The sequence below is a fragment of the Winogradskyella arenosi genome, from assembly GCF_003337305.1.
Lineage (GTDB): Bacteria > Bacteroidota > Bacteroidia > Flavobacteriales > Flavobacteriaceae > Winogradskyella > Winogradskyella arenosi.
Genome location: NZ_QPJO01000019.1, coordinates 1 through 2532, shown reverse-complemented (window position 1 = coordinate 2532; position 2532 = coordinate 1). Strand labels below are relative to the sequence as shown.

Here is a 2532-nt window from a genome sequence, read left to right as displayed (position 1 = left end):
AGATATTTATGAACGAATTGTAGCAAAAGGGAAGAGTAAAAAACTGGCTTTAATAGCTGTGTGTAATAAGCTTCTAAAACAGGCTTTTGCTATCGCAAAATCTGGTTTAATATATGATGACTCATATAGAAGTATTTTAGTGAAAAGTTAATGCATTTTTACTTGCTTTTTACCACAGTACTTTGTTAGGCAACGTTTTTATTTCAGTAATATTGGAATATCACTTCCTTCGATTCCTTCTAGTTTTATTCCAACTAATCCCATTTTATACGCAAAATCAATATCTTTTCCTGCTCCTAATGCTGTGTAAAAACCAACTGAAAATGCGATTGCGGTTTCATCGGGAACTGAATCTTTCATACCAATTACATAAGGTATATGTTTAGAAATCTCTTTCGCTTGCAATTCTGAATAACACGAATTAAGAAATACACATTGGACTTTATCTGAAAATAGTTCGAATAGGGAACCTAATGCATTAATATCTATTAATTTTGAATTACCCAAAGAATCCTCAAGAGCAATTCCGCCTATATGTCCGTGACCAGAAAATTGAACAATGGTTGGTTTTTCGTCAAGCATTGCTTGTTGTAATGACTTAGGTGTAACAGCCCATTCAGATTTCAATTCGAAATTGTCTCTTAATGAAGCAAGTTTTAAGCCATTTTCTATATTTCGGACTTCCTCGTCTATTCTTAATCTATCTTGATTTATTGGACTTGCACCTAAAAATAGAATTTTTATAATATCCCCAATATTATCTTTTTCAGCTAATCGGTCTTCCAAATTTTTAATTTCCGAAAGAGCAATATTATGGTCTTTATATAGTTTTTCTTGGTCTTTTAAAAGTTGATTATATTCGGGAACGAGCTCGTTCCATTTCTCTAAAAGCTCAACATATTTTTCTTTAAATTCTTGTTCTGATAATTCGATTTTTTCTTGATTTATCAAATGAAAATCTTTGATGTATTGAATATATCCTTCTAAAGTTTGTCTAAAAGTCCTTTTTGTTTCTGCTATTTTATTTTCGTCTCCAAAATGAAGTACACTTTCAGATATTATCGCGATAGCTTGGCTACTTCCTTGTCCAAAAATTGCCTGGATGTCTATTAGCGTTCTGTTTTGCCAAGCTTTAAGGTCAGCAGAATATAGGTCATCCAACCTTTGTTCTAAAAGTTCAATTGCTCGATTATGTGGAATTTTTATCATTCTGTTTAAATGTTGCCTAACGTGGTTGTGTATGGTTTGTAGCGTGTTATGGCATGTAAGTTAACAAAAACCCACGAACCTGAGAATATTCCGAAGGAATATTCCAGATGAGCATATATAAAGCTATTGACTATACACTGTGTTAGCTGTAGTAATTGGATTTGTTTTTATTTGAGTGCTTTTTTTATCGTTTAAAATTCAAGTTCAGATCAAGAAAAGTAGAGTAGAAGTCCAATCCAAAATTGCGACTGAGTGAGAAATTCACGCACAATTCAGATTTCGAGTAAGCAATTCACGCGTTGCTTTTCCACTTACAATTCCGATTGCGCAAACGAGCTAAAAAATCCAGCGTAATGCAATTCAGATTTCGAGTGATAATTCCGACTGAGTGAATTTCCAGAGTTGAGTGAGTATTCAATTCTGACATTTTATTCCAACGTTTTAAATTCAGATTTCGAGTGAGTTTTTTTGCATTCAATTCGGCTTTAAACACTTTGTTTTTTTGCTTAAAATTCCGAATTTGATTGCGCTGCGTTATTACAGCTAACGTGATTGTGTATGGTTAGTTGCGTGGTTAAGCAACTAATTTAGCAAATAAATCACAGATAGAATATTCCGCAGGAATGTTCGTAAGTCGGCAGTGACCAAGCAATTAATTATACACGGTGTTGTGCGCTGGCTTTATTCTTTTTTAAAAATAGAGCCAGTTAAATTCTTAAAAACATCGACGTATGATTTCTTTCTATTCTTTAATGCACGTTCTGGATATAATTCCGTTTCTTTTTTCAGTTCAGATGCAATTTGTTTTAATTCCGCATTATTAAATTCGCAATCCACATAAAATTCCTCATCGTCTTTTGCATTCGGATGTCGAGATTCCAAGTCAAATGTTATTCTGATTTGTTTTTTATCCGCATTTTTTTTTGTCAATCTAAATTCCAAATTCGGTTCCATAAAAGACAGAAAATCGGAATTAGTTTCTATATCATTAGATAGTTGCTCAAACCATTCGATAATGTCTCTTAAATCTCTTACCAAAAGCGAAGGGTCAACCGTTTCCCAATTTCCGCAATCACTTTTTACTTTTAAATATACCAACAACCAATTTGAGTCATATTCACAATCAGTTATTTCAGGAAACTGATAATTCGTTATCCTAAATTCAACAGTTTGATTGTTAATTCCTTTAAATATCATTTAATTACGAGAGTTTGTTCAGCTTGCGCACAACGTGTTTGTGTATGGTTAGTTGCGTGGTTTGGTAGCTAATTTAGCAAACTTTTACGGACCAGAGAAAATTCCGAAGGAATTTTCCAAAGAAGC

The 2532-nt window shown here is 33.0% G+C and carries 2 protein-coding genes and 1 pseudogene; 1 reads left to right on the top strand and 2 read right to left on the bottom strand.

What is annotated here, in order from left to right:
* A pseudogene (locus DFQ08_RS16365) lies at positions 1 to 151 on the top strand (IS110 family transposase); the annotation flags it as partial.
* A 47-nt stretch (positions 152 to 198) separates the two neighbouring features.
* Here the strand turns inward: DFQ08_RS16365 and DFQ08_RS15975 are convergent.
* Positions 199 to 1209: a CHAT domain-containing protein gene (locus DFQ08_RS15975; RefSeq protein WP_114311040.1), complete on the bottom strand. Its 1011-nt coding sequence runs from the start codon at positions 1207 to 1209 to the stop codon at positions 199 to 201.
* 681 nt (positions 1210 to 1890) lie between these two features.
* Positions 1891 to 2406, bottom strand: a complete 516-nt coding sequence (locus DFQ08_RS15970) for a WapI family immunity protein (RefSeq protein ID WP_181858426.1) — start codon at positions 2404 to 2406, stop codon at positions 1891 to 1893.
* Between the last annotated feature and the right edge of the window lie 126 nt (positions 2407 to 2532).

Bases quoted from the DNA above. Each gene is read 5' to 3' on its own strand.
- DFQ08_RS15970 (WP_181858426.1), bottom strand. From the start codon at position 2,406: ATGATATTTAAAGGAATTAACAATCAAACTGTTGAATTTAGGATAACG.
- DFQ08_RS15975 (WP_114311040.1), bottom strand. From the start codon at position 1,209: ATGATAAAAATTCCACATAATCGAGCAATTGAACTTTTAGAACAAAGG.